The organism is Skermanella stibiiresistens SB22, assembly GCF_000576635.1.
Lineage (GTDB): Bacteria > Pseudomonadota > Alphaproteobacteria > Azospirillales > Azospirillaceae > Skermanella > Skermanella stibiiresistens.
This window is the reverse complement of record NZ_AVFL01000007.1, coordinates 262,810-284,168: the sequence shown is the minus strand read 5'-3', so window position 1 is coordinate 284,168 and position 21,359 is coordinate 262,810. Positions and strand designations below refer to the sequence as shown.

Genomic DNA, 21,359 nt, shown 5'->3' with positions numbered 1-21,359 from the left:
CGCCCGGCGCATGCCCGGCTGGCGCGACGCCCGGCGGGTCTGGCTGGCCGACCTCGCCCGCGACCGCAGCCGCAACCGGGTTCGCCGCTTCGGGCAGGCGATGGTCCTGGCGGCCGAACTGCCGGCCGATGTCGACCGCCTCTACGCCCATTTCCTGCACACCCCCGCCAGCGTCGCCCGCTACGCCGCCCTGCTGCGCCGCCTGCCCTGGAGCTTTTCCGCCCACGCCAAGGACATCTGGACGATCCCGGAGTGGGAAAAGCGCGAGAAACTGGCCGATGCCCGCTGGGGTGTCACCTGCACCCGCCAAGGCCACGCCCATCTGGCCGGGCTGGCGCCGGTGCCGGACCGGATGGAATTGCTCTACCACGGGCTGGACTTCGACCGTTTCCCGCCCCCTCCCCCATCGCGGCCACCACGCGACGGCGGCGACCCGGCGGACCCGCTGATCCTGCTGTCGGTCGGCCGCGCGGTCGAGAAGAAGGGCTTCGACGTGGCGCTGGAGGCGCTGTCCCTGCTGCCCGCCGACCTCCACTGGCGCTGGGTCCATATCGGCGGCGGGACGGGGCTGAAGGCGTTGCGGGCCGAGGCGGAGCGCCGGGGCCTCGCCGACAGGATCGATTGGCTCGGTCCCCAGCCGCAGGACGTGGTGATCGGCCAATGCCAGCGCGCCGACCTGTTCCTCCTGCCCAGCCGGCGGGCACGGGATGGCGACCAGGACGGTTTGCCGAACGTGCTGATGGAAGCCCAAATCATGGGTCTGCCGGTGGTGGCGACCCGGATGGCCGCCATCCCCGAGCTGATCGTCGAGGACCAGACCGGCGTGCTGGTCGATCCCGGCGACGCCCCAGCCCTCGCGAGCGCCTTGGCATCCCTGGCCCGCGATCCCGCGACCCGCGCCCGGCTGGCGGAAGCCGGCGGCATCCGGGTGCGCGCCCATTTCGCCGCCGGGGCCGGTCTGGACCACTTGGCCAGCCTGCTGACCGCCGACGCGTCTGGCCCAGACGTCCAGCCAAGACGTCCGATGAGGAATTAGTCCCGGCATGCGGATCGCCTTCCACGCCCCCCTCAAGGCCCCGACCCACCCGACCCCGTCGGGTGACCGGCGCATGGCCCGGCTGCTGATGGCGGCGCTGGGCCACGCGGGACATCAGGTCGATCTCGCCTGCCGGTTCCGCAGCTGGGACGATGGCGAGCGCCCCGGCCGCCATCAACGGCTGGCCGATCTCGGCGCCAAGCTGGCGGCGCGCCTGATCGGCCGCCTGTCCCGCGACCCGCCCGACCTGTGGTTCACCTACCACCTCTACCACAAGGCGCCGGACTGGCTGGGGCCGGCGGTCAGCGCGGCGCTCGACATCCCTTATGTCGTGGCCGAGGCGTCCTACGCGCCCAAGCAAGCCGGGGGCCGCTTCGCCCTGGGTCACGCCGCGGCGGGCGAGGCCATCGCCAGGGCCGACGCGGTGATCTCGCTGACCACGGCGGACACCGAATGCCTGCGCCCGTTGCTGTCGTCGCCCGACCGGCTGACGCTGTTGCGCCCCTTCGTCGAACCGCCGGCGGCGCGGGACCGCGCCAGCGACCGGGCCTGCCTCGCGGGCGCTCTCGACCTACCCCCGGACGTTCCCTGGCTGCTCGCCGTCGGCATGATGCGCGGCGGCGACAAGCAGCGCTCGTTCCGCGTCCTGGCGCGCGCCTTGGAACGCCTCGGTTCCCAGGACTGGCGCCTGCTGGTGGTGGGTGACGGGCCGCGCCGCGCCTGCGTCGAGGAGACCTTCGGCGCGATCGATCCCGCCCGCCTCCGCTTTCTTGGAGCCTTGCCGCCGGAACGGCTGGCCGCGTGTTACGCCGCCGCCGACCTGATGGTCTGGCCGGCGATCAACGAGGCCTATGGCATGGCGCTGCTGGAAGCCCAAGCCGCCGGGCTGCCGGTCGTGGCTGGACGCACCGGCGGCGTGCCGGATCTGGTGCGCGACGGCTCGACCGGCCTGCTGACGCCGATCGGCGACGAGATCGCCTTCGCCGACGCCGTCGACACCCTGCTGGCCGATCCCGAGCGGCGGCGGACGATGGGCCGCGAGGCCGCCCGCGTCGTCGCCGCCGAACACGGCTTCACCGCGGCCTCCCACACGCTCGACACCCTGATCCGAAGCCTCGCGAGACCCCGATGACCGACCTGCTGATCCTGCGCCATGGCCCGACCGCCTGGAACACCGAGGGCCTGATCCAGGGACGCACCGACGTGCCCTTGTCACCCCACGGCGAAGGCGTCGTCCGAACCTGGGTGCTGCCGGACCGCCTCCGGGACCGCGTCTGGATCGCCAGTCCGCTCCAACGCGCCGCCGCCACCGCCGGCCTGCTGGGACTCTCCCCCTCCCTCGACGCGCGGCTGGTCGAGATGGATTGGGGGGTCTGGGAAGGCAGGACACTGACCGACCTGCGGGCGGAACTGGGCGACCTGATGGCGGCGTGGGAAGCGCGCGGCCTGGACTTCCGGGCACCGGAGGGCGAGAGCCCGCTCGACGTGCAGGACCGCCTGCGGCCGTGGCTGGCCGAGGTCGCGGGTCGCGGCGAACCGACCGGCGCCGTCGCCCACAAGGGCGTCATCCGCGCGCTCTACGCGCTGGCCGCCGATTGGGACATGACCGACAAGCCGCGGCACAAGCTGCTCGACGGCTGCGCCCATCGCTTCACCCTGGCTCCCGACGGCGCGCCAGCCATCGCGGAACTCAACATCGCTCTGGAAGTTTGACTAAATTCCTACGATTTGGTAGGCTCGACGGTGCAACATGCGGTTTCCACCGCCGTCAACCGTAGGTCGGCTATAGCGAAGCGGCAGCCGACAATCAGGCGCGTCGGGAGTGGCGTCGGCTGCCGCTTCGCTATAGCCGACCTACCATAAACACACCCACAGGCTTCATCATAATCAACCGGACCGCGCCCCATGATGACGAATGATGACATTCGCGTACAAGCTCCCCCCACCCGTCCCCTGAAGGCGCTGGTCTGGGTCCAGCACCTGCTCGGCATCGGTCATGTCCGCCGGGCGGCGCTGCTGACGCGGGCGATGGTGGAGGCGGGTCTCGACGTCACGGTGGCGTCCGGCGGTTTTCCCGTGGCGGGGGTCGACCATGGTGGCGCCCGGGTGGTCCAGCTTCCCCCGGCGCGCTCGGCCGACAAGACCTTCAAGCGCATCGTCGGCGAGGACGGCCAGCCGATCGACGACGCCTGGAGGGAGCGGCGCCGCGGCGCCCTGCTCGACCTCGCCGACACGGTCGATCCCGACATCCTGCTGCTGGAGACCTACCCCTTCGGACGCCGCCCCTTCCGGTTCGAACTGCTGCCGCTGCTGGAACGCCCGAAGCGCCCCAGGGTCATCGCCGCGTCGGTCCGCGACATCCTGGTGGCCAAGGACAACCCCGCCCGCGAGGTGGAGATGGCGGAGGTGGCGCGCCGTCACCTTGACCTCGTGCTGGTCCATGGCGACCCTTCGGTCGTGCCGTTCGCCGCCACTTTCCCGCAAGCCCACCTGATCGAGGACCTGATCCGCCACACCGGCTACGTCGCGGCCACCCGCCGCACGGCGACCTCCGAGGGTGACGGCACCGGCGAGGTGATCGTCTCGGTCGGTGGCGGCGCCGTCGGCCTGCCGCTGCTGCGCGCCGCCATCGCCGCGCGACCCCTCACGGCCTTGGCGGCGGCACCGTGGCGTTTGCTGGTGGGACCCGATATCGCCGAGGCCGACTTCCAGGGGCTGCGAGACATGGCTCCGCCTGGCGTGATGGTGGAGCGCGCCCGCCCCGATTTTCCGGATCTGCTGGCCCGCTGCCTCCTGTCGATCAGCCAAGCCGGCTACAACACGCTGATGGATCTGCTGCAAGCCCGCTGCCGGGCGGTGGTGGTCCCGTTCGCCGCCGGTAACGAGACGGAGCAGAGCGACCGCGCCCGGCTGTTCGAGCGGCGCGGCCTGCTTCAAACCGTGGCCGAAGCCGGACTGACACCGGAGTTGCTGGCCGCCGCGGTCCGACGCGCGCTGGAGGCTCCGCCCGCCGCCGCCTTCACCCCCGCGCTGGACGGCGCCGCCAGGTCGGCGCGCCTGCTGATCGAGGCGCTGTCGTGACGACCGGTGACGCCTGGGAAAACAAAGCCTGGGACACCCTGGCCGCCGAACTCGACCTCTGGGCGGAGGCCGGCGCCAAGGCGACGCTGTGGTGGCGCGACGACGACGCCGTGGCGCCCACTCCCGCGCTGACGCGGCTGCGCGCCATCGCGACGGCGCATGGCGTGCCGGTGGCGCTCGCCGTGATCCCGACGGGCGCCACGCCCGAACTGGCGGAGCATCTTCGCGGCTGGCCCGGCGTCAGCGTCCTCCAACATGGGCTTTCCCACGCCAACCACGAGACGCCTCCGGCCAAGAAAGCCGAATTGGGTGCCGCGCGGCCGCCCGACGCCGTGCTGGAGGATCTGCGCCAGGGCTGGCGCAGGCTCGCCGGGTTCGATCCGCTGCCCGTCCTGGTGCCGCCGTGGAACAGGATCGCCGCCGACGTCATCCCCCGGCTGCCGGGACTGGGCTATGCCGGGATCTCCACCTTCACGCCGCGCCGCCAGCCTTGCCCCGCGCCGGGGCTGATCCAGGTCAACACCCATGTCGACGTGATCGACTGGCGGGGCGGCGGTGGCTTCGCCGGAACCGGGGCGGTGATCGCCGCCACCGTCCGGCACCTCGCGGCGCTGCGCTTCGGGACCACCGACCGGGACGAACCAACGGGCTTGCTTACCCACCACCTCGTCCATGACGACGCCTGCCACCATTTCCTGGACAGGTTCCTGTCGGCCACCGCCAACCACCCCGCCGTACTCTGGTTGGCCGCTCCAACCGTCTTCATCCCCGTTCCTTGAGCCCCGATCTCGTCAGGAGTACCAAGTGAAGCGCTTCCGTTATCCACCCGGCCCGCTTTATGGCGATTACGCCCGAGCCGCCGCTGGCTTGGCGCTGACGGGCCTTCCGCCGTTGTTGTTGTCCCTGAGCCCGTGGGTATGGGTGCCGATGGCCGCGGCCGCCGGGCTCTTCGCGATTTTCGGCGCGCGGACGGCCCAGCGTCACGCCACCGTCATCGAAATGGACGATGATCGCGTCACGGCGCGCGGGCCCCTTGGTGGTTCGATTTCGTGGGAACATTTGGCTCATGTAAGGTTAAACTATTATTCTACTCGTCGCGATCGGGGCCTTGGCTGGATGCAGCTGAAGCTGAAGGGTTCCGGGTCCGGGGAGACCGTCCGGCTCGAATCGACTCTCGATGGCTTCGACGAGATCGCCGAGCGGGTGGCGGAGGTCGCGCGCAGCAAGGGGATCGGCATGACCGACACGACGATCAGCAATTTCGCCGCTTTGGGCATCGATGCCGACTTGGATTCCACTCCCCTGACGAACCAGGGCGAAAACGCGGGCTCTTGGACGACGCGCGGCTCCCGATGACGGATCTGCTCAACGTCCGCGATCTGCATATCGAATTCCGCGTCGCCGAGGGCGTCATCCGGGCGGTGCGGGGCATCTCCTTCCGGGTCAAGCCCGGCGGAACCGTGGCATTGGTCGGCGAGTCCGGGTCCGGCAAGTCCGTGGTCGCCCAGGCCATCATGGGCATCCTGCCGCGCCCCGCCCACATCACCCGCGGCGAGATCCTGTTCGCCGATCCCCGCCTGCCCAAGACGATCGACATAACCAAGCTCAATCCGGAAAGCGGCAAGATGCGCGCGATCCGGGGCGGCAACATCTCGATCATCTTCCAGGAACCGATGACCTCGCTGTCGCCACTCCACACGGTCGGCGACCAGGTTGGCGAGGCGGTGATCCTCCACCGCGGCGTCAGCAAGGCCGAGGCGCGCGGGCTGACGAGCGAGATGCTGCGCTTGGTCGGTTTCCCCGAACCCGTCCGCGCGCTGGACACCTACCCTTTCGAACTTTCGGGCGGCCTGCGCCAGCGCGCCATGATCGCGATGGCGCTGATCTGCCGCCCGTCCCTGCTGATCGCGGACGAGCCGACCACCGCGCTCGATGTCACCATCCAAGCCCAGATCCTCAAGCTGATCCGTGACCTCCAGGGCGAATTGGGCATGGCGGTGCTGATGATCACCCATGACCTGGGCGTCGTCGCCAACGTCGCCGAGGAGGTGGTCGTGATGTACCGGGGCGAGGTGATGGAGTCCGGCGAGATGCGGGACATCTTCGCCGACCCGCGCCACCCCTATCTCAAGGCCCTGCTGCGCGCCGTGCCGCGTTTCCACATGGAGCCGGGCGAGCGGCTGGTGCCGATCCGGGAGATCAAGTCGGCCGGCGGCAAGATGCTGGAGGCGACCAAGGAGCCCTGGCCGGCGGGAGCCGACGCCGCCGGTCCGCTGTTGAGCGTGACCGGTATCACCAAGCGGTTCGACACGTCGGGAACCGGCTGGTTCAACCGCAACCGCTCCAGCGGCGGCGGCGTGCTCGCCGTGGATGACGTCAGTTTCGAGATCAAGCGGGGCGAATGCGTCGGCTTGGTCGGCGAATCCGGTTGCGGCAAGACCACGCTGTCCAAGATCCTGATGCGGGCGCTCAGACCCGACACCGGAACGGTGCTGTACAACGACCGCGGCAAGATCGTCGACGTGCTGGGGCTGGAGAATGACGATCTGGTCGCTTTCCGCCGCAAGCTGCAATTCATCTTCCAGGATCCGTTCGGTTCGCTGAACCCCCGCATGACCGTGTTCGACATCGTGTCCGAACCCCTGGTGATCCATGGCATCGGCGACGAGGAGCATCGCCGCCAGCTGGTCAAGGAGCTGATGAGCCTGGTCGGCCTCGATGTCCGCTATCTCAAGCGCTATCCGCATAGCTTCTCCGGCGGTCAGCGCCAGCGCATCGGCATCGCGCGCGCCCTGGCGTTGCGGCCCGACCTGCTGATCTGCGACGAACCCGTGTCGGCGCTGGACGTCTCGATCCAGGCCCAGATCCTGAACCTGCTGAAGGACCTCAAGGAGAAGCTGGGCCTGACCTACCTGTTCATCTCCCACAATCTGGCGGTGGTCGATTACATCGCCGACCGCATCATGGTGATGTGCAAGGGCCGGATCGTCGAGGTGGCGCCCCGAGCCGCCTTGTTCCGCAACCCGGTCCATCCCTACACCCGGGCGCTGCTCTCCGCCGTGCCCGACCCGGACCCAGATTCCAGGCTCGACTTGGCGCTGCTCGGCGAGGGCCGCGCCTCCGATCCACGCTCCTGGCCGGAACCCTTCACCATCGACGGCGACAATCATCCCGGCATGATCGATCTGGGCGACGGTCATCTGGTCCGTGCCACCGCCCGCCCGGCCCTTCTGGAGATGGCGTCATGATCCACCGTCCCTTGAGAGCGGCCCTGATCGCCGCCACGGCTCTCCTCGCCACCTTGGGGGTGGCGGCGCCCGCGCTGGCGGCGGCCGAGACGCCGTACTTCGCGGATCAGGTGGCGGCGGGCAAGCTTCCTCCGGTGGACCAACGGCTTCCCGCCGAACCGCGTTTGGTGACTTTTGATGACGATGGGGCGCAACAAGGCAAGCCTGGCGGCGATCTCGCGACGATGATGTCGCGGGCCAAGGACGTACGGATCATCTTCGCGTACAGCTATGCCCGGCTGATGACGTACACCACGGACCTGACCCTGGAGCCCGATATTCTCCAGTCGGTCGAGTCCGACGGTGACCAGGTCTTCACCCTCCATCTGCGGCCGGGTCACCGCTGGTCCGACGGCTCGCCCTTCACCGCCGAGGACTTCCGCTACTGGTGGGAGGATGTCATCCTGGACCCCGCCGTGCCACCCGATGGCCCGCCTCCCGAAATGCTGGTCAATGGCGAGGGTCCCGTCTTCGAGGTCATCGACGAGACGACGGTCCGCTATTCCTGGAAAGCCAAGAATCCGATGTTCCTGCCGGGCTTGGCGTCGGCGCGGCCGCTGGAGATCTTCGGACCGTCGGAGTACCTGAAAAAGTTTCACGTGAAATACGCCGAGGCTGCCCAGCTCAAGGAGCGGGTCAAGGCCGCGGGGCAGAAGACCTGGGCGCATCTCCATAACCGCATGGACAACGCCTACGACAACGACAATCCCGACATGCCGACGCTCCAGCCCTGGGTCAACACCACGGCGGCCCCGGCGGAACGGTTCGTCTTCGTCCGCAATCCCTACTATCACCGGATCGATCCGGCGGGAAACCAGCTTCCTTATATCGACCGCCTGCTGGTCCAGATCGCCGATGGCAAGATCATCCCGGCCAAGGCCGGCGCTGGCGAGGCGGACCTCCAGGCGCGCTACATCCGCTTCGATAACTACACCTTCCTGAAGCAGGCGGCGAAGCGCAACGACTACAAGGTCGATCTGTGGAAGACCGGCTACGGCTCCCATCTGGCTTTGTTTCCCAACCTGAACACCACCGACCCGGTTTGGCACGAGGTGTTCCGGGATGTCCGATTCCGCCGGGCGCTGTCGATCGGGATCGATCGGGACGAGATCAACGAGGTGATCTACTACGGTCTCGCCAGAGCCTCCAACAACACGGTGCTGCCCCGCTCCCCCCTGTACAAGCCGGAATACCAGAACGCCTGGACCCAATATGACGTCAAGCGGGCCAACCAGCTGCTGGACGAGATGGGCCTGACCAAGCGGGGAAGCGAAAACATCCGCCTGCTGCCCGACGGCCGACCGATGGAGTTGATCGTCGAGACCTCCGGTGAGAGCACCGAGGAGGTCGACGTCCTGGAACTGATCGCGGACAGCTGGCGCAAGATCGGCGTCAAGCTGTTCACCAAGCCGTCCCAGCTCGAGGTCCTGCGCAACCGCATCTATGCCGGCCAGACCTTGATGTCCATCGGCAAGGGTGTCGACAACGGCATTCCGACGGCGGACATGGCGCCGACCGAGTTCGTGCCGATCGACCAGAACCAGTACGAGTGGCCCAAATGGGGCCAGTATTTCCAGACCGGCGGAACCTCGGGCGAGAAGCCGGACATGGAGCAGCCCAAGCGCCTGATGGAGTTGATGGCCGCGTGGCGGAACGCGTCCGGCACGGCGGCCCGCGCCGAGGTCTGGCACGAGATCCTGGCGATCCACGCCGATCAGGTCTTCACCATCGGCCTGATCAACGGCACCCTCCAGCCGGTCGTGGTTCGCAACACGCTGCGCAACGTGCCGGACGAAGGCATCTACAACTGGGACCCCGGAGCCCATTTCGGGATCTACCGGCCCGACACCTTCTGGTTCGCCAAGGCGGGCGACCAGACCCAACAGGCCAACCGGGACTGATCGGCGGCCCGAACCTCATCACGAGATCAACACGAAGACCGAAGGGACGATCTATCACCATGCTGGGTTTCCTCGTACGGCGGATCATGGTGATGATCCCCACCCTTCTCGCGATCAGCGCCATCACCTTCGTCATCATCCAGCTTCCTCCGGGCGACTACCTGACCACCCTGGTGACCGAGCTGGAAAGCCGGGGCGAGGCGATCGACCAGAGCCGTCTCCAGTTCCTGCGCGAGACCTACGGTTTGGACAAGCCGATGATCGAGCAGTATTTCGTCTGGCTGGGTGGCATGCTGACCGGCGACTACGGTTACTCGTTCGAATACAACCGCCCCGTCGCCGACGTGGTGGGCGATCGAATGCTTTTGACGATCATCGTGTCCTTCGCGACGATCGTCTTCATCTGGGTCGTCTCGTTCCCGATCGGGATCTACTCCGCCACCCACCAGTACAGTCTGGGCGACTACGGCCTGACCTTCCTGGGATTCCTGGGTCTGGCGACGCCCAATTTCCTGCTGGCCCTGGTGCTGCTCTACTTCGCCAACGTCACCTTCGGGACCTCGATCGGCGGCCTGATGGACTCCGCCTATATCGACGCGCCGTGGAGCATGGGCAAGTTCCTGTCGGTGCTGGAGCACCTGTGGATACCCGTGATCGTGATCGGCACCAGCGGCACCGCCGGCATGATCCGGCGGCTGCGCGCCAACCTCCTGGACGAGCTGCACAAGCAATATGTCGTGACCGCGCGGGCCAAGGGCCTGTCGCCGGGCAAGGTTCTCTGGAAGTACCCGCTGCGGATGGCGATCAACCCGTTCATCGCCGACATCGGAAACCTGCTGCCCCAGATCGTCTCGGGTGCCGCCGTCGTCTCGATCGTGCTGTCGCTGCCGACCACCGGGCCGATGCTGCTCGACGCGCTCCGTAGCCAGGATATGTATCTGGCCGGTTCGTTCCTGATGTTCCTGGCGCTGCTGACGGTGGTCGGGGTCTTCCTGTCCGATCTTGCGCTGGCGGCCCTCGACCCGCGCATCCGGCTCGAAGGCGGGGCGACGCGATGAGCGCGGATCCGATCGACACCCGCAGGCTCGACCACTACGTCTCGACGGCGCCGTTCGATCCCTACTCGGTCGAACAGATGTCGCCGGAGCAGGAACGCTATTTCATGGCGTCCCAGTGGCGGATGATGTGGTGGAAGCTCAAGCGCCATCGGCTGGCGGTCATCTCGGCCGGGGTGCTCGGCTTCATGTACCTCACCATCCTGGTCTCGGAGTTCCTGTCGCCCTACGCGCTGGACAGCCGGCACATCCACCACATCTACGCCCCACCCCAGGGCATCCACCTGTTCAGCGACGAGGGCTTCGTCGGGCCTTTCGTCTATGGCTACGACTACGAACTCAACATGGACACGCTCCAGCGCGTCTATACCGTCGACAAGACCGATATCCAGCCGATCCGGTTCTTCTGCCGCGGCGACGACTATGATTTCTGGGGTCTGTTCCCCGCCAACCTGCACCTGGCCTGCCCGTCGGAGGGCGGCACGCTGTTCCTGCTGGGGACCGACCGGCTCGGCCGCGACATGCTCAGCCGCATCCTGCACGGCACCCGGATCTCGCTGACCGTCGGCCTGATCGGCATCACCATCAGCTTCATCCTGGGCATCGTGGTCGGTGGCATCGCGGGCTATTATGGTGGTTGGATCGACAACGTCATCCAGCGCTTCATCGAGGTGCTGCGCTCCTTCCCCGAGCTGCCGCTCTGGATGGCGCTGTCGGCGGCGTTGCCCGTCACCTGGAGTCCCATCCTGATCTATTTCGGCATCACCCTGATCCTGGGGCTGCTGGACTGGACGGGCCTCGCCCGCGCGGTGCGCTCCAAGCTGCTGGCGCTGCGCGAGGAGGACTTCTGCACGGCGGCCCAGCTGATGGGCGCCAGCCCGCGCAGGATCATCGGACGTCACCTGCTGCCCAGCTTCATGAGCCATCTGATCGCGTCGGCGACCCTGTCGATCCCCGGCATGATCCTGGGGGAGACCGCCCTGTCCTTCCTGGGGCTCGGATTGCGGCCGCCGATCACCAGCTGGGGTGTTCTGCTGAACGAGGCGCAGAACATCAACGTGGTGGCTCTCTACCCCTGGTTGATGCTTCCCGTGGTGCCTGTGATCCTGGTGGTGCTCGCCTTCAACTTCCTGGGCGATGGCCTGCGCGACGCCGCCGACCCATACCGCTGAGGAGTCGGCTACAGGGTGATGACCATACCCTCGTATGCGACCAGCGTTCCCGGTCGCATCGCCTCGGCCTCGGCCGCGATGCCATCCATGAAGGCGTCGTCGTGGTTCGGCTCGTGGTGGAAGATCACCGCCCGGCCAACCCCGGCGGCTTCGGCGACCCGGCAGCCTTCCTGCCACGTCGAATGCCCCCAGCCGACATGCCGGGGATAGGCCGCGTCGGTGTACATGCCGTCATAGACCATGACGTCGGCGCCCCGCGCCAGGTCGAGCACGTCGGCGTCGGGACCGCCGGGCTTGTGCTCGGTGTCGGTGACGATCGCCAGCGCCTTGCCGCCGAACTCCACCCGATAGCCGCAGCAGCGGTTGGGATGGTTGAGCGGCCCGGTCCGCAGCGTGATGCCGTCCGCCGGCGTCAGCGTCACCCCGCATTCGAAATCGTTGAAGGTGCAGGAATGGTCGAAGGCCGCGAGCGGCACCGGGAACAGCGGCGCTATCATCATGTCGCACAGGACGGACCGGATGGTCTGCTCCGGCGGCAGGTGCCCGGCCCACAGCCGCAGCTTGTTGCGCGGATCGAAAGCCGGCGCGAAGAACGGCAGGCCGGCCACGTGGTCGTAATGGGTATGGGTGAAGAACAGGTCGAGATCGACCGGCCCCTGCCCCGCCAGATGGCAGCCGAACGCCCGGATGCCGGTGCCGGCGTCGAAGATCATCAGCCGGTCGCCGCAGCGCACTTCGATGCAGGTCGTGTTGCCGCCATACCGCGCCGTCTCGGGACCCGGCGCCGGAATGCTGCCGCGGACACCCCAGAAGCGGACGGTGAAGTCGGTCGAGGACGGCGGCATTAAACGCTCCGCCGATTGTTATGTCTTTCGCACATGGCCCCTAATGTGGCGAGCGGTTTCGAAGGAGTCGAGAAAAATTCCAGATGGCAACGAAACATGAACAGCATTAGCCTGTTGATACTGTGAATCCGTATTGCAGGAGCGAGAGACCATGGCGAACGCCACGAACGACAGCCCGAAGTCACCTGATGCCGGAACACCGTCCAACACCGAGAAGGACCCGGCCGACTGGACCACGGGTGACGAGCCGATGACCGGCGCGCAGGCGTCATACCTCAAGACGTTGAGCGAGGAGGCCCATGAGGAATTCGACTCCTCGCTCAACAAGGCCGACGCCTCCCGCCGGATAGATGAATTGCAGAACAAGACGGGTAGAGGCAAGCAAACTTGACGCTCCAGGTGGAAAAATCTCGGACGCGGTTTTCTTTCCATTAACCTTAAGGCTGCATTAACCAGATCAGACCCATAAAGGGGACATCGCATCTGTGGTGCGGTTCCTCCATGTAAAGCGAACTCTGGCTCCGTCGGCACGGCTCGACGGAGCCATTTTTTTCAGGCCCGCCGAAGCTGCCGTCCATCCGGCGCCCCCAAGGCGTCCAGCGGGCGGCGCAGGCTCCTCTCGGCCAGCCGCGCCAATAGCCGGCCTGGCCACTGCGGCTGGAACCCCACGGCACCGCTCCGGGCGAACACCCAGCCCTGAGCCGCGAACCGCGCCCGCAACCAGTAGGTGGTGGGATAAGCCAGAGCCGCCCCGCCGATCACGTCGGTCATGAAATGGGCGTTGACCGCCACCCGGCTGAAGCCGATGGCTCCCGCCAGAGCCAGGAGCGGCGCGCGCCAGCCTGGGATCAGGAACGAGACCGCCAGCGCGAACGCGACCGCGGTGTTGGTGTGCCCCGACGGGAACGAGTGGAAGTTGGCGTCGAGGATCATCGGATCGAATCCCTGGAAGCCAATTTGGTCCAGCAACTTCGGACGCGCCCGGCCGATGATGACCTTGATGATGTTGACGATGATGCCAGACAGCGCGATCGAGGCGAAGACGAAGAGCAGTGCCGATCCGGTCCAACGGGCCACGGCCGCGGCCCGCCGCGCCTTGACCAGCCACAGCCCGGCCAGGACCAGACACGATCCGATCACCCCGGTCGGCACCAGGGTCCACTTGCTGTCGCCCGCTTCGGTCAAGGTCCGGAAGAAGGCGGAAGCCGCGGGGTCCGTCGCCCGCAGCACTTCGAACGCCAAATGATCGACATGGCTCAGCAACATGTGGGCCAATACCGCCAGAAGACACCATGACGCATATCGAAGTGATGGAGCGTGGCCTTCCGAAAACAGAATTCGCATCATGGCCCCGCCATCGCCGAGAAACTGACGGTGGGACCAAGACAAGGCCATGGCCCCATTGCAGGGTACTTCTAGAGGTGATTCGTTACCGCGCCCTTACCATTCAACGACGATACAATGTCATCATCAGCTTCTGACCACGGGAATAGTTCAGACCGCTGATCGTTTCCAGTGGAACCGGGACAACATCACTCTCCGCCGCCTTCCCCAGGAAAGCCTCGTCTTGCGACAGCTCGACCAGCGCCATGGCGCAGGCGTCCTCGACGATCCGCCGACCCGCGACCGCGCCATCTCCCGTCAGGACGGTCCCGGTGCCGACCAGGAAGACGAGGCTTGGCTCGGTGAAGCCGACCGAAACCAGGGTCGTGTCCGGGCAGGGCCTGCCATCGGCCACCGCCTTGGCGATCCTTGGGCTCAGCCAGATGATTTCGATCCGGGGGAAGACGGTCTGGAAAGCCAGCAGGTACATCCCGAACGCACCGATGGTCACCACCGCGGCCGATCGGCGCACCTGCCCGCGCCGCGTCAGCGCGGCGCCAAGCCCAAGCACCGCCAGCGCGATGACCGCCAACAGGAGGGAGATCGGATCGAAGACCCGTTGCATCACCGCCGGCAACGCCGCCATCCCGACGGCCAGCGCCACGCCGACGAAGGCGAACAGGGCCACCGCCAGGAGTTGGAGCCAGCGACGCGTTCCGCCAAACCCATCGAGGGCCGCCCGCGCCGTCAGCAGCGCCAGGGCGGCGTAGACCGGCAGGACGTAGTGGAACAGCTTGGTCGGCACCGCCTCGAACACGATCCAGGTCGGGATCACCCAGGCGAGACAGAATACCACCGCGTGATCCCGCCGATTGGCCCAGACCCAGGGAACCGCCGGGATCGCCAGCAGCGACCAAGGCCAGAACGTCACCGGGAACAGCAGGGTGTAGTAGCCGGGCGGGAAGCCCTTGGACTCCTGCCCGCCCGCGATCTTGGCCATCATGTCGTGCCCGACCGACTCGGCGAAGAAGGCGCCATGGGTCTTGAGCGTGATCAGGATCAGCCAAGGCGCCACGATCATTAGCAGCACCGGAAGGCCCAGCCCTGGCCGCAAGGGCTTCAGCCAGCCGGCCCGCCGCTCGGCCAAGACCAGCGCCGCCGCGGTGCCGCCGGTCACCAGCAGGATGATCGGGCCCTTCAGCAGGATGCCCACCCCCAGCGAACACCAGAACAGCAGGACCATGCCGGTCGACAGCGGTTCGCGCGCGTGTCGCCGCAGCCACGCCTCGGCCAGCGCCGTCTGCGCCCCCAGCACGGTCGCGAGCAGTGCCGCGTCCGTCTTGGCGGTGCGCGCCTCGACCGCCAACAGCACGGTGCCGGCCAGGATGACCGCCGCGAGCAGGCCGGTGGTCTCTCCGAACAGCCTGCTCCCGAGCCGGAAGGTCAGCAGCACGGCCAGGATGGCGCCGACCAGGGACGGCAGGCGATAGGCCCAGATGCCGACGTGATCGGGTCCTCCGGCCAGGGTGACGGCGGCCGCTTGCATCCAGTAGATGCCGACCGGCTTCTTGTGCCGCGCCTCGTCCTGGAAGCGGATGTCGATGAAGTCGCCGCTGTCCAACATTTGGCGCGTCGCCTGGGCGAAGCGCGCCTCGTCCCGATCGGTCGGCGGCAGCGAGAGGAAGCCGGGCAGGAAGAGGAACAGGCAGAGTACCGTCAGCGCCGTCAACGACGCCGCCCGCCTCGCCCACCCCTTCAGCCACGATCCGAAGGGACGCGCCGGTACGGTGTCGGCGGCGCTCACGACACCGACACGCCGCCGATGTCGGGCGGCTGGGCCTCGCGGGGGATCGTCGCCGTCCGGCGTTTCTCGCCCCGGATCATCCAGATGTTGCGGGCGTAGATCACGAGCCCGAGTCCTTGACCCAGGATGAACACGGGATCCTCCCGATAGATGGCGTAGGACAGCAAGGTCACGCCGCCGGCGACGCTGAAGTACCAGAACGCCTCCGGCACGATGCTGCGCTTGATGCGCTCGCTGTGGATCCATTGGATCAGGAAGCGCATCGAGAACAGCGCCTGCCCCAGGAAACCGATCACCGTCCAGACGGAGAGCATGGAGACACCCGTTACTGTCGAAAAGAGCCTAGATCGCCGGTCCGTACGGGCCATCCTCGATGATGGCATCCGGCAGGTGGGTGCGCCGCTTCAACCACAGGACACCGATCAGATCGACGATCCCGATGGCGGCCCGTCCCAAGTTGCCGTATTTCGACACGCCGCGCCGGCGGGGCCGGTGATTGACCTCGACGAACTCGACCCGGTGACCATGGATCTGGAACAACGCCGGCAGGAACCTGTGCATCGCCCCGAAGAACGGCAGGCCCAGGAAGGCGTCGCGGCGAAAGACCTTGATGCCGCAGCCGGTATCGACGCAGCCATCCCTCAGCACGGCCTGGCGCAACCCGTTGGCGATCCTGGTCGCCGCCCGCTTGGACCAGATGTCGCGGCGCTCGCGGCGCAAGCCGCCGATCAGGGCCGGGGCGTCCGGCTCCAGGGCGCGGGCGAGCAGGCTGGGGATGTCGGCCGGATCGTTCTGCCCATCGCCGTCGAGCGTCGCGATCCAGGTTCCCCTGGCGGCGCGCACGCCCGTTCGGACAGCGGCGCTTTGGCCGGTGCGATGGCCATGCCTGATCACGCGCACCACCCCCGGACCGCCATTCGCGGTGGCCACCCGATCCGGCTCCAGCCGTGCGGCGGTGCCATCGTCGCTGCCGTCGTCGACGAAGATCACCTCGTGATCCCTTATGCCGGTCAGCGCGGTCCGGATCTCGCTCAGCAGTGGCAGGACGTTGTCGGCCTCGTTGTGGACCGGAATCACCACCGATAGCCGCGGCGCCGAAGAAGCCGGGAAGGGTGGAGGGACGACGGTCGCGACTAATGGTTCGATGGTGGTGACCATGTGATCCCAGGGGATTTGCCGCGTTGAGGCGGCATCATAGTCAAGCCCACCGGCGGGGAAAGGGAATTACAGCCGAATTCACAAATCTAACAGAAATTTAATGCCGGTGTCTTGAAAACGCCAAGGACAGGGGCGCTCCATGGCCAAATCAATCAAGAGCACGGACAGTTCAGGGCACCAATCGATAACCGCCCGGTTCGGTCACCAGGATCTCGGCGTTGGAAGGATCGCGCTCGATCTTTTGACGCAATCGGTAGACGTGGGTCTCCAACGTATGGGTCGTGACACCGGCGTTGTAGCCCCAGACCTCGCCCAGCAGCGTGTCGCGCCCGACCACCTTTTCCCCCGCGCGGTAGAGGAACTTGATGATCGCTGTCTCCTTCTCGGTCAGCCTGATCTTCTTGTTGAGGGGTTCGTTCAGCAGGAGCTTGACGCTGGGTCGGAACGTATAGGGTCCGATGGTGAAGACGGCGTCCTCGCTCTGCTCGTACTGGCGCAGCTGCGCGCGCAGGCGGGCCAGCAGCACGCTCAGGCGGAACGGCTTGGTGACATAGTCGTTGGCGCCGCTGTCGAGACCCAGGATGGCGTCGCTGTCGGTCCCGGCGGCCGTCAGCATGATGATCGGGCTGCGGACACCCTCGCGCCGCATCAGACGACACAGCTCGCGGCCGTCCATGTCCGGCAGGCCGACGTCGAGCAGGATCGCGTCGAACGCGCCATGGCGGATGAACCCAAGCGCCGCCGAGGCGTCATCGGCCTCCGTCGTTTCGAACTCCTCGAGGAGATGGAGTTGCTCGGCCAGCGACTGGCGCAGCGCCACGTCGTCATCGACCAGCAGGATCTTCTTGCCCGGCGTCATCACATCCCCTGTCAAGTCCGCGCCCGCCATCGTCAAGTGCCGACATCGGGCACGCGGCGCTGGACCTCGGCCCCTCGCGAGCGCGACAAGCGGTCCCCGGCGGCGACCGCTTTCCTTGGCGGACATTACCATGTGGCGTCGCGATTTTCGACGCCATCGACCACACGGGCTTACCTGAAGTCATCGGGATCGTCAGCCCGGCGCCTTCTGGAACGCGATGAGGTTATGCTGGGCCTTCAGAAAGCGATACCATTTCGGCAATTCGGTGATCAGACGCGTCGGACCATGCCAATCCGGCACGTCGTCGAACACGATATAGCCGCCCGGCGCCATAAAAGGCGACCAGAACTCGAAATCCTGGCGGACGGCTTCGTAATTGTGGTCGGCGTCGATGAACAGCAAACCGATCCGCCGATCTCCCGGCCAGCCCCGCGCGGCTTCCTTGGTGGACGCGCGGATCGGCTCGACCCGATCGGCCAAGCCGGCGGTCGTCATGTTGCCCCAAAACTCGTTGAACAGTTCGTCCGGCCCATAATCGGCCAGCAGTTTCCGGTGCTCCGGTTCATGCGGCGTGCCTTGCCAGGTGTCCACCGCGTGAACCTGGCCTTCTCCCCGGTCCATGATCCCAGCCGCCAGCCAGATGGTCGAGCGGCCACGCCATGATCCGAGTTCCACCACCGTTGGAACCGGGGCGATGAAGCGCGCCATCTGATAGAGGAGCGCGCCGGCATGTTCGTTGATGAAGCCGTGGACCGACTGGGCGACCGCGGCCACCTCGCGCAGACGGTCGTTCAAGGCTTCGTGATGTTCGGGTTCCATCGGTGCGATGCTCCTCCGCGATCCGCATCCGATTTAGCCGCTGAAATCATCAAACTTCGTTAATCATGGGAGGAGGCGGGGACGACTTCCTTCGCCCCCACGGCATCCCGTCCTCAGCGCTGGACCTCGACGCCGCGCCAAAACGCGACGTGGTCCTTGATCGCGGCGGCCGCGTCCTTTGGTTCCGGATAGTACCACGCGGCGTCGCGGTTCTCGACGCCATCCACCACCAGCGTGTGGTAATGGGCCGTCCCTTTCCAGGGACAGACCGTCGTCTTGTCGGAGGGTTTGAGGAACTCGCGCTTGAGGGCGGCGGTGGGAAAGTAGACGTTACCCTCGACCACTTCGAAGGTGTCGCTTTCCGCGATCACGCTGCCGTTCCAGATTGCCTTGGCCATGTTCGTCCTCGTCGGATCAACCGATACATCACTGGTATCGGGATGGACATAGGCTGATGCAAGGGGTGGCCAAGCCGCTTGGCGAATCCCGGAGGGATACGGCGCCGACACGAACCATCGCGGAGGATGGTGCCCAGGAGAAGACTCGAACTTCCACGACCTTTCGGCCACAGGTACCTGAAACCTGCGCGTCTACCAATTCCGCCACCTGGGCAGTGCGGAGGCGGCTAGATACTGTGACGGCCCAACGCTGTCAAAGGCTTTCGGCGCGCTTGCGCGAAAATATCGACGTGCCCGACAAGAGCGGACAAACGCCGCTCCTCCGCCGCTTGGCGACGGCGCGACGCCCAGTCCTCGATGACGAAGGACGCGTCCGCCGGTGCCATCTCGAGTGCCGCCCCCCGATAGCCATCGATCAGCGCCAGATGCATGGCGGCGTCCGCCGGCCCGATCACCCAATCACTGTCGGCGCTGGCGACCTCGAAACCGCTCCGCTCGAGCGTTTGGACCAGCGCCGCCGGGGCCGCGGGTCCAAGCGCCGGGCCAAATCCCTTGTCGGTCGCCTGATGAAGCTCGACCCAGTGCCGGATGGCCTCGTCCGCCGGATCGTCGGGCGTCCAGCGAAGCCGGCCATCGACGCTGAGCGTCAGAAGGAGCGGCTTCCCCACCAGCGCCACCGCCGCCCCGAACCGCTCCAGCCAGCCGGCGGAGACCAAGTCGAACAGGGCGGTGGCCGTGATGCCATCGAAACTCTGGAAATCCAGGCTTTCGAGGTCGCGGACGAGATCGATCCGCCGGGTCTCGATCTCCGGCGCTGGATGCGGCCAGCCGGCCATCTCCTCCGTCACGGCGTCGAGCAGCATCGGATCATGGTCCGCCAGCACCCAGCGCTGACCGGTGCCGCCGATCAGGGGCGACAGGTATCGGAGGTTGGCGCCAGTCCCGGCCGCCAGATCGAGCAGGCGGGGGCTGACCGGCAGCGCCTCGACGAAGCTTTGGCCAAGCTCGGTCGCCCGCGCCGCCGTGTCGAAGGACGCCCGCAACCGCAGCCAGCCACGATCGAAACCAGCCATCCCCGCTCTCAATCCGCCGCCAAGGCGTGGCGCAGGCGCGGTTCCAGGGCCGACAGTTCGATGATGAACCGATCGGCGGCATCGTCCCAGGTCGGCAGCGCCTGGGCGGCCGCTCTCGCCGCCGCCGTCAGACGGGATCGGAGTTGGGCGTCGCCCAGCACGCGACGCAGGGCGCCGCGCAGGGCGTCCACGTCGCCGGGGGGCACCAGGAGCGCCGCGTCGCCGGGAACGGTGAAGGGAATGGCGCCACCGTTGGTGCTGACGATGGGCAGGCCGTGCGACAACGCCTCGGCCAGCGCCATGCCATAGCCTTCGTAGTACGATGGCAGGACGAACAGGTCGGCGCCATGGTACTGGCTCGGCAGGGCGTCCGGGCCGATCTCGTCCATCAGCGCGATCCTGCCGGTCAACCCGCGCCGGGTGATGGCGTCCTGCACCGCGGCGGCGGCCCCGGGATCGCGCGTGACGCTGCCGATGCAGGTCAGGGTCCAGGGAAGATCGGTCAGGCCGGCCAAGGCCTCCACCAGCAGGGCATGACCCTTCCGGGGCGTGACGGTGGCGACGCAGAGCATGTTGAGGTCGCGCGTGCCGGATCCCACCGCCGGGGAGGGCGGCCGGTGGGTGCCGGGTTCGACCACGCCCAGCCGGTCGGGCGTCATATGGAAGTCCGCGAGCAGGGCCTCCGCCGTGTGGCGGCTGGTCACCACCACGCGATGGACGCGCGCCAGGCAACCCTGTTCGAGTTGGCGGAGGGTGCGGGCCCGCGCCTCGTCCAAGCCGGTCTCCAGCGACAGGGGATGGTGGACCAGCGCCACCAGCCTCAGCCGGTGGTTCTCGATCATCAGGGCGCCCGCCACCCCCGGCAGCGCCAAGCCGTCGATCACCACCAACGCGCCGTCGGGCAGCCGCGCCAGCGCGTGGTTCGCCTCCAGGATCGCCTCCTGGTCGACCATGGGATAGGAGCCGGGTAGTTCGTGGACCGTGACCGCGACGCCGCGGGCGCGCAGGCCGTCGATGACGCGGGCGTCATAGATGTAGCCGCCGGTCTTCTGGTCGAGCCGGCCGGGAACGACGAAGTGGACCTCCAGGCTCATGCGCCCTGTTCCGCCGATTGTTCCGCTGAGAGGGGGCCCTCGAAGGTGGCCCAGGCGAGATGGGACTCGCCCAGCGTGACCTTGAGGCTTTCGAGCCCCCGACCGCCCTCGCCCAGGGCGCCGTGCAGGATGCGGTCGCTGATCCGGCGATGGATCTCGCCGCACAGGAACTCGGTCGTCGTATTGACGCCGGCGAACTCCTCGACCTCGTCGAGGTTGCGGTAGTTGAGCGGCTTGAGGACATCCTTCAGCAGGTCGGCGGCCATGCCGATATCGACCACCAAACCATCGCCATCCAGGTGGCGGCGGCGCATTTCCAGATCGCACACGAAGGTGGCGCCATGGAGCTTTTGCGCCGGTCCGAACACGGCGCCCTTGAAGCTGTGCGCGATCATGATGTGATCCCGCACGGTCAAGCTGTACATCGGCAAATCCTCCGTTCCGGTTCGTTCGG

At 67.1% G+C, this 21,359-nt stretch carries 22 protein-coding genes and 1 tRNA gene; 11 read left to right on the top strand and 12 right to left on the bottom strand.

The features are described 5' to 3' along the window. The 10 genes from N825_RS12345 to N825_RS12300 form a co-directional block, all read left to right on the top strand. Nucleotides 1-1,036: glycosyltransferase family 4 protein (locus N825_RS12345; RefSeq protein ID WP_157619135.1), on the top strand; the 1,036-nt coding region annotated here is incomplete at its 5' end. Nucleotides 1,037-1,043: 7 nt separating this feature from the next. Continuing rightward, nucleotides 1,044-2,168 (top strand): glycosyltransferase family 4 protein, encoded by a 1,125-nt coding sequence (locus tag N825_RS12340; protein WP_037451609.1) that lies wholly within the window; start codon nucleotides 1,044-1,046, stop codon nucleotides 2,166-2,168. Beyond that, complete coding sequence (locus N825_RS12335) at nucleotides 2,165-2,749, top strand: histidine phosphatase family protein (protein WP_037451606.1); 585 nt, start codon at nucleotides 2,165-2,167, stop codon at nucleotides 2,747-2,749. Before N825_RS12340 ends, N825_RS12335 begins: the two co-directional genes overlap by 4 nt. Before the next feature lie 192 nt (nucleotides 2,750-2,941). Next, complete coding sequence (locus tag N825_RS12330; RefSeq protein ID WP_198038301.1) at nucleotides 2,942-4,117, top strand: glycosyltransferase family protein; 1,176 nt, start codon at nucleotides 2,942-2,944, stop codon at nucleotides 4,115-4,117. Then, nucleotides 4,114-4,896: a polysaccharide deacetylase family protein gene (locus tag N825_RS12325; RefSeq protein ID WP_037451603.1), complete on the top strand. Its 783-nt coding sequence runs from the start codon at nucleotides 4,114-4,116 to the stop codon at nucleotides 4,894-4,896. Before N825_RS12330 ends, N825_RS12325 begins: the two co-directional genes overlap by 4 nt. A gap of 25 nt (nucleotides 4,897-4,921) precedes the next feature. Next, nucleotides 4,922-5,473 (top strand): hypothetical protein, encoded by a 552-nt coding sequence (locus tag N825_RS12320; protein WP_051512161.1) that lies wholly within the window; start codon nucleotides 4,922-4,924, stop codon nucleotides 5,471-5,473. Beyond that, entirely contained in the window at nucleotides 5,470-7,365 is a 1,896-nt protein-coding gene (locus N825_RS12315) for an ABC transporter ATP-binding protein (protein WP_037451866.1), read from the top strand. Before N825_RS12320 ends, N825_RS12315 begins: the two co-directional genes overlap by 4 nt. Continuing rightward, entirely contained in the window at nucleotides 7,362-9,305 is a 1,944-nt protein-coding gene (locus N825_RS12310; protein ID WP_037451600.1) for an ABC transporter substrate-binding protein, read from the top strand. The genes N825_RS12315 and N825_RS12310 overlap by 4 nt, the downstream gene beginning before the upstream one ends. Nucleotides 9,306-9,364: 59 nt before the next feature. Then, on the top strand, nucleotides 9,365-10,363 hold the full coding sequence (locus N825_RS12305) for an ABC transporter permease (RefSeq protein WP_037451597.1): 999 nt from the start codon (nucleotides 9,365-9,367) through the stop codon (nucleotides 10,361-10,363). After that, nucleotides 10,360-11,532 carry an ABC transporter permease gene (locus N825_RS12300; protein ID WP_037451594.1) on the top strand — a complete coding sequence of 391 codons (1,173 nt, stop codon included), beginning with the start codon at nucleotides 10,360-10,362 and terminating at the stop codon, nucleotides 11,530-11,532. Before N825_RS12305 ends, N825_RS12300 begins: the two co-directional genes overlap by 4 nt. 8 nt (nucleotides 11,533-11,540) lie before the next feature. Here N825_RS12300 and N825_RS12295 read toward each other — a convergent pair whose 3' ends face one another. Further along, nucleotides 11,541-12,377 carry an MBL fold metallo-hydrolase gene (locus N825_RS12295; protein WP_037451592.1) on the bottom strand — a complete coding sequence of 279 codons (837 nt, stop codon included), beginning with the start codon at nucleotides 12,375-12,377 and terminating at the stop codon, nucleotides 11,541-11,543. Between the two features lie 151 nt (nucleotides 12,378-12,528). Here N825_RS12295 and N825_RS12290 point away from each other — a divergent pair, with 151 nt between their 5' ends. After that, on the top strand, nucleotides 12,529-12,768 hold the full coding sequence (locus tag N825_RS12290; RefSeq protein WP_037451863.1) for a DUF3072 domain-containing protein: 240 nt from the start codon (nucleotides 12,529-12,531) through the stop codon (nucleotides 12,766-12,768). 161 nt (nucleotides 12,769-12,929) lie between these two features. On the opposite strand, the gene N825_RS12285 is transcribed toward N825_RS12290, so the two are convergent. The 11 genes from N825_RS12285 to N825_RS12235 form a co-directional block, all read right to left on the bottom strand. Next, on the bottom strand, nucleotides 12,930-13,643 hold the full coding sequence (locus N825_RS12285; RefSeq protein WP_198038300.1) for a phosphatase PAP2 family protein: 714 nt from the start codon (nucleotides 13,641-13,643) through the stop codon (nucleotides 12,930-12,932). A 181-nt stretch (nucleotides 13,644-13,824) separates the two neighbouring features. After that, nucleotides 13,825-15,504 (bottom strand): ArnT family glycosyltransferase, encoded by a 1,680-nt coding sequence (locus tag N825_RS12280; protein ID WP_157619134.1) that lies wholly within the window; start codon nucleotides 15,502-15,504, stop codon nucleotides 13,825-13,827. Beyond that, nucleotides 15,501-15,818, bottom strand: a complete 318-nt coding sequence (locus tag N825_RS12275; protein WP_051512148.1) for a lipid-A-disaccharide synthase N-terminal domain-containing protein — start codon at nucleotides 15,816-15,818, stop codon at nucleotides 15,501-15,503. Before N825_RS12275 ends, N825_RS12280 begins: the two co-directional genes overlap by 4 nt. Nucleotides 15,819-15,846: 28 nt before the next feature. Continuing rightward, complete coding sequence (locus N825_RS12270) at nucleotides 15,847-16,662, bottom strand: glycosyltransferase family 2 protein (protein WP_084164668.1); 816 nt, start codon at nucleotides 16,660-16,662, stop codon at nucleotides 15,847-15,849. A 169-nt stretch (nucleotides 16,663-16,831) separates the two neighbouring features. Continuing rightward, complete coding sequence (locus N825_RS12265; protein ID WP_037451849.1) at nucleotides 16,832-17,521, bottom strand: response regulator transcription factor; 690 nt, start codon at nucleotides 17,519-17,521, stop codon at nucleotides 16,832-16,834. A gap of 192 nt (nucleotides 17,522-17,713) precedes the next feature. Continuing rightward, nucleotides 17,714-18,340 (bottom strand): class I SAM-dependent methyltransferase, encoded by a 627-nt coding sequence (locus N825_RS12260; RefSeq protein ID WP_037451590.1) that lies wholly within the window; start codon nucleotides 18,338-18,340, stop codon nucleotides 17,714-17,716. Between the two features lie 113 nt (nucleotides 18,341-18,453). Next, nucleotides 18,454-18,738, bottom strand: coding sequence for a DUF427 domain-containing protein (locus N825_RS12255; protein WP_037451587.1), 285 nt, complete (start codon nucleotides 18,736-18,738; stop codon nucleotides 18,454-18,456). A 127-nt stretch (nucleotides 18,739-18,865) separates the two neighbouring features. Next, nucleotides 18,866-18,952: transfer RNA gene (locus N825_RS12250), tRNA-Leu, on the bottom strand. A 13-nt stretch (nucleotides 18,953-18,965) separates the two neighbouring features. Further along, the gene (locus N825_RS12245) at nucleotides 18,966-19,811 is read right to left on the bottom strand and encodes a class I SAM-dependent methyltransferase (RefSeq protein WP_051512146.1); all 846 of its coding nucleotides are present in this window, start codon (nucleotides 19,809-19,811) and stop codon (nucleotides 18,966-18,968) included. Between the two features lie 8 nt (nucleotides 19,812-19,819). Continuing rightward, entirely contained in the window at nucleotides 19,820-20,905 is a 1,086-nt protein-coding gene (locus N825_RS40775) for a glycosyltransferase family 4 protein (protein ID WP_063833755.1), read from the bottom strand. After that, complete coding sequence (locus N825_RS12235; protein ID WP_037451585.1) at nucleotides 20,902-21,330, bottom strand: 6-pyruvoyl trahydropterin synthase family protein; 429 nt, start codon at nucleotides 21,328-21,330, stop codon at nucleotides 20,902-20,904. The genes N825_RS40775 and N825_RS12235 overlap by 4 nt, the downstream gene beginning before the upstream one ends. Nucleotides 21,331-21,359: the final 29 nt, after the last annotated feature.

Excerpts from the sequence above, each read along its gene's own strand:
- N825_RS12335 (WP_037451606.1), top strand. The coding sequence starts at position 2,165 with ATGACCGACCTGCTGATCCTGCGCCATGGCCCGACCGCCTGGAACACC.
- N825_RS12235 (WP_037451585.1), bottom strand. The coding sequence starts at position 21,330 with ATGTACAGCTTGACCGTGCGGGATCACATCATGATCGCGCACAGCTTC.
- N825_RS12285 (WP_198038300.1), bottom strand. The coding sequence starts at position 13,643 with ATGTTGCTGAGCCATGTCGATCATTTGGCGTTCGAAGTGCTGCGGGCG.
- N825_RS12305 (WP_037451597.1), top strand. The coding sequence starts at position 9,365 with ATGCTGGGTTTCCTCGTACGGCGGATCATGGTGATGATCCCCACCCTT.
- N825_RS12270 (WP_084164668.1), bottom strand. The coding sequence starts at position 16,662 with ATGGTCACCACCATCGAACCATTAGTCGCGACCGTCGTCCCTCCACCC.
- N825_RS12275 (WP_051512148.1), bottom strand. The coding sequence starts at position 15,818 with ATGCTCTCCGTCTGGACGGTGATCGGTTTCCTGGGGCAGGCGCTGTTC.
- N825_RS12330 (WP_198038301.1), top strand. The coding sequence starts at position 2,942 with ATGATGACGAATGATGACATTCGCGTACAAGCTCCCCCCACCCGTCCC.
- N825_RS12260 (WP_037451590.1), bottom strand. The coding sequence starts at position 18,340 with ATGGAACCCGAACATCACGAAGCCTTGAACGACCGTCTGCGCGAGGTG.
- N825_RS12265 (WP_037451849.1), bottom strand. The coding sequence starts at position 17,521 with ATGACGCCGGGCAAGAAGATCCTGCTGGTCGATGACGACGTGGCGCTG.
- N825_RS12300 (WP_037451594.1), top strand. The coding sequence starts at position 10,360 with ATGAGCGCGGATCCGATCGACACCCGCAGGCTCGACCACTACGTCTCG.
- N825_RS12290 (WP_037451863.1), top strand. The coding sequence starts at position 12,529 with ATGGCGAACGCCACGAACGACAGCCCGAAGTCACCTGATGCCGGAACA.
- N825_RS12340 (WP_037451609.1), top strand. The coding sequence starts at position 1,044 with ATGCGGATCGCCTTCCACGCCCCCCTCAAGGCCCCGACCCACCCGACC.
- N825_RS12310 (WP_037451600.1), top strand. The coding sequence starts at position 7,362 with ATGATCCACCGTCCCTTGAGAGCGGCCCTGATCGCCGCCACGGCTCTC.
- N825_RS12315 (WP_037451866.1), top strand. The coding sequence starts at position 5,470 with ATGACGGATCTGCTCAACGTCCGCGATCTGCATATCGAATTCCGCGTC.
- N825_RS12295 (WP_037451592.1), bottom strand. The coding sequence starts at position 12,377 with ATGCCGCCGTCCTCGACCGACTTCACCGTCCGCTTCTGGGGTGTCCGC.
- N825_RS12245 (WP_051512146.1), bottom strand. The coding sequence starts at position 19,811 with ATGGCTGGTTTCGATCGTGGCTGGCTGCGGTTGCGGGCGTCCTTCGAC.
- N825_RS40775 (WP_063833755.1), bottom strand. The coding sequence starts at position 20,905 with ATGAGCCTGGAGGTCCACTTCGTCGTTCCCGGCCGGCTCGACCAGAAG.
- N825_RS12255 (WP_037451587.1), bottom strand. The coding sequence starts at position 18,738 with ATGGCCAAGGCAATCTGGAACGGCAGCGTGATCGCGGAAAGCGACACC.